The organism is Pseudonocardia sp. SID8383 (assembly GCF_009864975.1).
Lineage (GTDB): Bacteria > Actinomycetota > Actinomycetes > Mycobacteriales > Pseudonocardiaceae > Pseudonocardia > Pseudonocardia alni.
The window spans coordinates 1-4,767 of record NZ_WWFY01000992.1 but is presented as its reverse complement, the minus strand read 5'-3'; the positions used below and the strand labels follow the sequence as shown (position 1 = coordinate 4,767).

At 74.3% G+C, this 4,767-nt stretch carries 8 protein-coding genes; 1 reads left to right on the top strand and 7 read right to left on the bottom strand.

Features of this window, described 5'->3' with window-relative positions:
- Positions 1–737, bottom strand: a 737-nt coding sequence (gene trmD / locus GTW08_RS23800) for a tRNA (guanosine(37)-N1)-methyltransferase TrmD (RefSeq protein ID WP_346009964.1), incomplete at its 3' end; no start/stop codon positions are given.
- A 51-nt stretch (positions 738–788) separates the two neighbouring features.
- Here trmD and GTW08_RS23795 point away from each other — a divergent pair.
- A complete protein-coding gene (locus GTW08_RS23795; RefSeq protein WP_073578175.1) occupies positions 789–1,547 on the top strand; it encodes an MgtC/SapB family protein in 759 nt (252 codons plus the stop codon).
- Between the two features lie 19 nt (positions 1,548–1,566).
- On the opposite strand, the gene GTW08_RS23790 is transcribed toward GTW08_RS23795, so the two are convergent.
- From GTW08_RS23790 to GTW08_RS32755, 6 genes are all read right to left on the bottom strand, one after another.
- On the bottom strand, positions 1,567–2,112 hold the full coding sequence (locus tag GTW08_RS23790) for a Clp protease N-terminal domain-containing protein (protein ID WP_073578176.1): 546 nt from the start codon (positions 2,110–2,112) through the stop codon (positions 1,567–1,569).
- Positions 2,113–2,125: 13 nt separating this feature from the next.
- Positions 2,126–2,341 (bottom strand): helix-turn-helix domain-containing protein, encoded by a 216-nt coding sequence (locus GTW08_RS23785; RefSeq protein WP_073578177.1) that lies wholly within the window; start codon positions 2,339–2,341, stop codon positions 2,126–2,128.
- A 94-nt stretch (positions 2,342–2,435) separates the two neighbouring features.
- The gene (rimM, locus tag GTW08_RS23780) at positions 2,436–2,987 is read right to left on the bottom strand and encodes a ribosome maturation factor RimM (protein ID WP_073578178.1); all 552 of its coding nucleotides are present in this window, start codon (positions 2,985–2,987) and stop codon (positions 2,436–2,438) included.
- On the bottom strand, positions 2,984–3,223 hold the full coding sequence (locus tag GTW08_RS23775; protein WP_020625231.1) for an RNA-binding protein: 240 nt from the start codon (positions 3,221–3,223) through the stop codon (positions 2,984–2,986). Before GTW08_RS23775 ends, rimM begins: the two co-directional genes overlap by 4 nt.
- Positions 3,220–3,723 (bottom strand): 30S ribosomal protein S16, encoded by a 504-nt coding sequence (gene rpsP, locus GTW08_RS23770; protein ID WP_073578179.1) that lies wholly within the window; start codon positions 3,721–3,723, stop codon positions 3,220–3,222. Before rpsP ends, GTW08_RS23775 begins: the two co-directional genes overlap by 4 nt.
- A gap of 147 nt (positions 3,724–3,870) precedes the next feature.
- Positions 3,871–4,767 (bottom strand): CPBP family intramembrane glutamic endopeptidase (locus tag GTW08_RS32755; RefSeq protein ID WP_202417604.1); only part of this gene is annotated, 897 nt, incomplete at its 5' end.

Here is a 4,767-nt window from a genome sequence, read left to right as displayed (position 1 = left end):
GCGGCGAGTGCGGCGCGGTCGGCGGCGTCCAGGGCGTCCGGCCCGAGCGCGTCGAGCAGGTCGGGACGCCGGTCCCGGGTCCGTTCCAGGGCCCGGTCGCGCCGCCAGCGGGCGATCGCGGCGTGGTTGCCGCCGCGGAGCACGTCCGGCACGGCCAGCTCCCGCCACACCTCGGGACGGGTGTAGGACGGGCCCTCCAGCAGCCCGTCGGAGAAGGAGTCCTCGGCGGCCGAGCGCGGGTTGCCCAGCACCCCGGGCAGCAGCCGGGCGACGGCTTCGACCATCACGAGCACGGCGACCTCCCCGCCGACGAGCACGTAGTCGCCGATCGACACCTCGTCGACGGTGATGCCGCGGGCCCGGGCGTCGAGCAGCACACGCTCGTCGATGCCCTCGTAGCGGCCGCAGGCGAACACCAGCCGCTCCTCGGCAGCCCAGGCGTGCGCGGTGGCCTGGGTGAACGGCCGTCCGGCCGGGGTCGGGACGACCAGCCGGGCGGGCAGGTCGGGGGTGGCCAGCACGTCGTCGAGGGCCTCGCCCCACACCTGGGGGCGCATCACCATGCCCGGCCCGCCGCCGTACGGGGAGTCGTCGACGGCCTGGTGCACGTCGTGGGTCCAGTCCCGCAGGTCGTGCACCGCGACCTCGAGCAGCCCGCGGTCGATCGCCCGCCCCAGCAGTGCCTCGCGCAACGGCTGCAGGTAGGACGGGAAGATGGTGACGACGTCGATCCGCACGGCGCGGATCGTCGCAGGCGCCCGTCCCCCCGTGCAGAAGGAGGTCATGCGATGCCGGAATCCTGGGCCGAGCCACTCTGGTCGACGGCGGCGCAGTGGAGCCTGCTGCCGCCGGTGCTGCTCGCCCTGCTGCTGACGACGGCGATCGGCCTGGAACGCGAGGCCGGCGCGAAGAGCGCCGGTCTGCGCACGCACGTGCTGGTCGGCGTCGGCGCGGCGGTGTTCATGGTCATCTCGAAGTACGGCTTCGCCGACCTGCTCGCGACCGAGCACGTCGCGCTGGACCCGTCCCGGATCGCGGCCCAGATCGTGTCGGGGATCGGGTTCATCGGTGCCGGGCTGATCTTCGTCCGGCAGGACGTCGTGCGCGGGCTCACCACCGCGGCCACGATCTGGCTGGCCGCCGCGGTCGGGACGGCGTGCGGTGCGGGCCTCGCCCCGCTGGCCGTCCTGGCGACGGCGGCACACTTCCTGGTGACCCGGGGCCTGCAGCCGGTCGCGCGGGTGGTGCGGCGGCACCGTCGTCGCCCGCCGGTGCTGCGGATCCGCTACGACGACGGCTACGGCGTCCTGCGCGGGGTCCTGGAGCGCTGCACCGCGGCCGGATTCTCGGTGGCAGGGGTGGCCGTGCACCGCGGCTCGGTGGCCGCCGACGGCGTCCGGGTCGCGGCGCTGACCCTGCGTCTCGACGGCCGGGGGGACCTGCCCGGCCTGGCCGCCGCGCTGTCGGAGACCGACGGGGTGCGCTCGGCGGAGACCCGGGTGGACCCGACCGAGGACCCGGACGACCCCGACCGCGCCGACGACTGAACCGACGACCGGGCCCGGCTCAGCCCGCCCGGCGGGGCCGCCGTCGCTCGACGGCGCGCCGGGTCCCGTACAGCGTCGTCCCGCACCGGTCGAGCAGCTGCGAGGCCGCGGTGTCCGGGTGCAGCAGCCCGAGCAGGACGTGCTCGGTACCGATCGACCGGTCACCGAGCCGGATCGCCTCGCGCAGCGCCAGCTCGAGGGCCTTCTTCGAGGACCGCTCGAACGGGATGTGCCCGGCCCGCCACCCTCTGCGCCGCGGGCGGTCGAGCGCGCCGGGCCCGAAGCCCGCCTCCACCGCGCTCCGGACGGCGTCGAGGTCGATGCCCAGGATGGCGAGGGCGTCGGCGTCGCGACCGGGTGCGCCGTCCGCCCGGTCGAGCTCCTCGATGACGGTGCGGGCGTCGATCCCGGCCGCGGCGAGGAGCTCCTCCCCCGGTGTACCGGGGGTGCGCAGGACCCCGAGCAGGAGGTGCTCCGTCCCGATCCGCCCCGCGCGCCTCGTCCGTGCGATCTCCTGGGCCAGTACGACCACCCTGCGGGCCTCGCCGGTGAACCGTTCGAACACGTGCGTCTCCCGTCTACAGGCCGAGCCGGCGGTACTTCTTGTGCACCGCCTGCCGGCTGATCCGCAGTGCGTCGGCGATCTGCTGCCAGGACCATCCCTGGTCGCGGGCGTTGGTGACCTGCAGCTCCTCCAGTGAGTCCTGCAGGTCGCGCAGTGCCACCACCGCCCGCAGCCCCACGGCCGGGTCCGTGCTGGACGCCGCCGCGGCCACCGCCGTCGCATCACTCATGACCGTCAACATAGGTTGACACCGCGAGGATGTCAACTCTGGTTGACACTGCGACCACGAGAACGGCCCGGCACCACGGGGTGCCGGGCCGGGATCAGTCCTGCGGGTCGAGCAGCCCGTCGGGCGGGTCGAGGACCACGCGTCCGCCCGCCACGTCGACGGTGGGCACGATCGCCCCGACGAACGGGACGAGTGCCTCGTGCCCGGCCGGCCGCCGGACGACCAGCAGGGACCCGCCGGGGCCGTGGACGACGTCGGTGACGGTGCCCGCCTCGGTCCCGTCGACCAGCTCGGCCCGCAGACCGGTCAGCTGGTGGACGTGGAACTCCTCCGGGTCCTCCGGCTCGGCGAGCGCGGAGGTCGGCAGCCGGAGCTGGACCCCGCGCAGGGCCTCGGCGGCGTCGCGGTCGGCCACGCCCTCGAAGAGCACGAGCCAGCGGCCCGAGTGGGCGCGCGCACCGGTGACGGTGAGCGGCCCGGGGCCCGCCGCGCGGGGCCGGTGGCCCTGCAGGACGGCACCGGGCGCGAACCGCTCCGCCGGTGCGTCGGTGCGGGGCTCGACGACGACCTCGCCGCGCAGACCGTGCACACGTACGACGACGCCGACCAGGACCTGGCCGGCGTCGTCGGGTGCGGAGCTCGTCACCGGTCGGTGTCGACGACGTCGACGCGCACGCCGCGACCGCCCACACCACCGATGACGTTGCGCAGGGCGGTGGCGGTGCGGCCACCCCGGCCGATCACCTTGCCGAGATCGTCGGGGTGCACCCGGACCTCGAGGATCCGACCGCGACGCCCGGTGACCAGGTCCACCCGGACGTCGTCGGGGTGGTCGACGATGCCGCGCACGAGGTGCTCGAGCGCGTCCGCCATGAGAGTCACGACTGGGTCGACTCGGTGGCCGGCTCGGCCGCGTCCTTGGTCGCGTCGGCGACGTCGTCGCTCTTCGTCGCGGCCTCGGCCGGGGCGGCGTCAGCGGTCTTACCGACGCGGTCGCCACCCTTCTTCTTCGGAGTGGTGGCCGCGGTGGTCGGCTCCTCGTTCGCCGCCGCCAGCGCCTCGTTGAAGCGGGCCAGCTTGTCGGCCTTCTCGGCCTGCGGCTTCAGGGTGCCCTCGGTGCCCGGCAGGCCCTTGAACTTCTGCCAGTCGCCGGTGATCTCGAGCAGGTTCTGCACCGACTCGGTCGGCTGCGCGCCGACACCCAGCCAGTACTGCGCACGGTCCGAGTCGATCTCGATCAGGCTCGGCTCGTTCTTCGGGTGGTACTTGCCGATCGTCTCGATGGCCCGGCCGTTGCGGCGCGTACGGGAGTCCGCGACGACGACGCGGTAGTACGGCTGACGGATCTTGCCCAGACGCATCAGCTTGATCTTGACGGCCACGCTGTGGTGCTCCTCGCGAATGTCGATTCGTGCTGCGATGAGTCAGCCGGCCTCGCGTGGGGTTACGGGCTCGCTCACTCGTAGGTGTCGGCCGTGGCAGGTAGAGGGCCGGCCACGGACCCGATCGGCCATTCTGCCAGACGTCGTTCAGACCGCGGGAAAGGCCCCGACCAGCATGAGGGCCAGGGCCAGCCCGGGCAGGAAGTTGTTGACCGCGTGCGCCACGATCCCGGCGGTGACGCGGCCGGTCAGCAGCCGTGCGACCCCCAGCGGCAGGGCGACGACGAACAGCAGCGGCGCGCGCAGGAACTCGAGGTGGGCCAGCGCGAACACCGCCGTGGTCAGCACGAACACGACCCATCGGTTGCCGACCCAGTGCGCGATGGCGTTCCACAGCAGGCCGCGGTAGACGATCTCCTCGCAGACCGGGGCGACCACCACGACGCCGACCATCACGGCCAGCGCGACCGGCCACGTCGTGCGGATGCCCTCGAAGGCGACGCCGACCGAGGTCGTCAGGTCCGGGCCGACCAGGTAGAGGTAGGCCAGCGCGGCCGGGATCGTCACGAACAGCCCGGCGACGCCGATCAGCAGCCCGATGCCGACGTCCTCCCAGCGGAACCGCAGGCCCAGGTCGGCCAGCGGCCCGCTGCCGAACACCCGGGTCCAGACGACACAGGTGAGCGCGGCCAGGATCGTCGGGACGACGATCGCGAGCAGGACCTCCTGCGCGGAGTCGACCTCCCCCAGGCCCAGCGCCAGCAGGAACGACGAGCCGAGGAACACGATCTCGACGACCAGGAAGGCGAGCAGCCCGCGGAACGGTCGCGGCGGGGGCGGCGACGGCTCGATCCCGAACAGCCCGCGCCGCGGCGGCGGACCGTACGGCGCGCCCGGTCCGTAGGGCGCCGGACCACCCGGGCCGTACTGCCCGGGTGCACCCGGGGTGCCGTACTGCCCGGGCCCGGCGGGGCCGTACTGCCCGGGCCCGGCAGGGCCGTACTGCCCGGGCCCGGCAGGGCCGTACTGCGCAGGCCCGCCCGG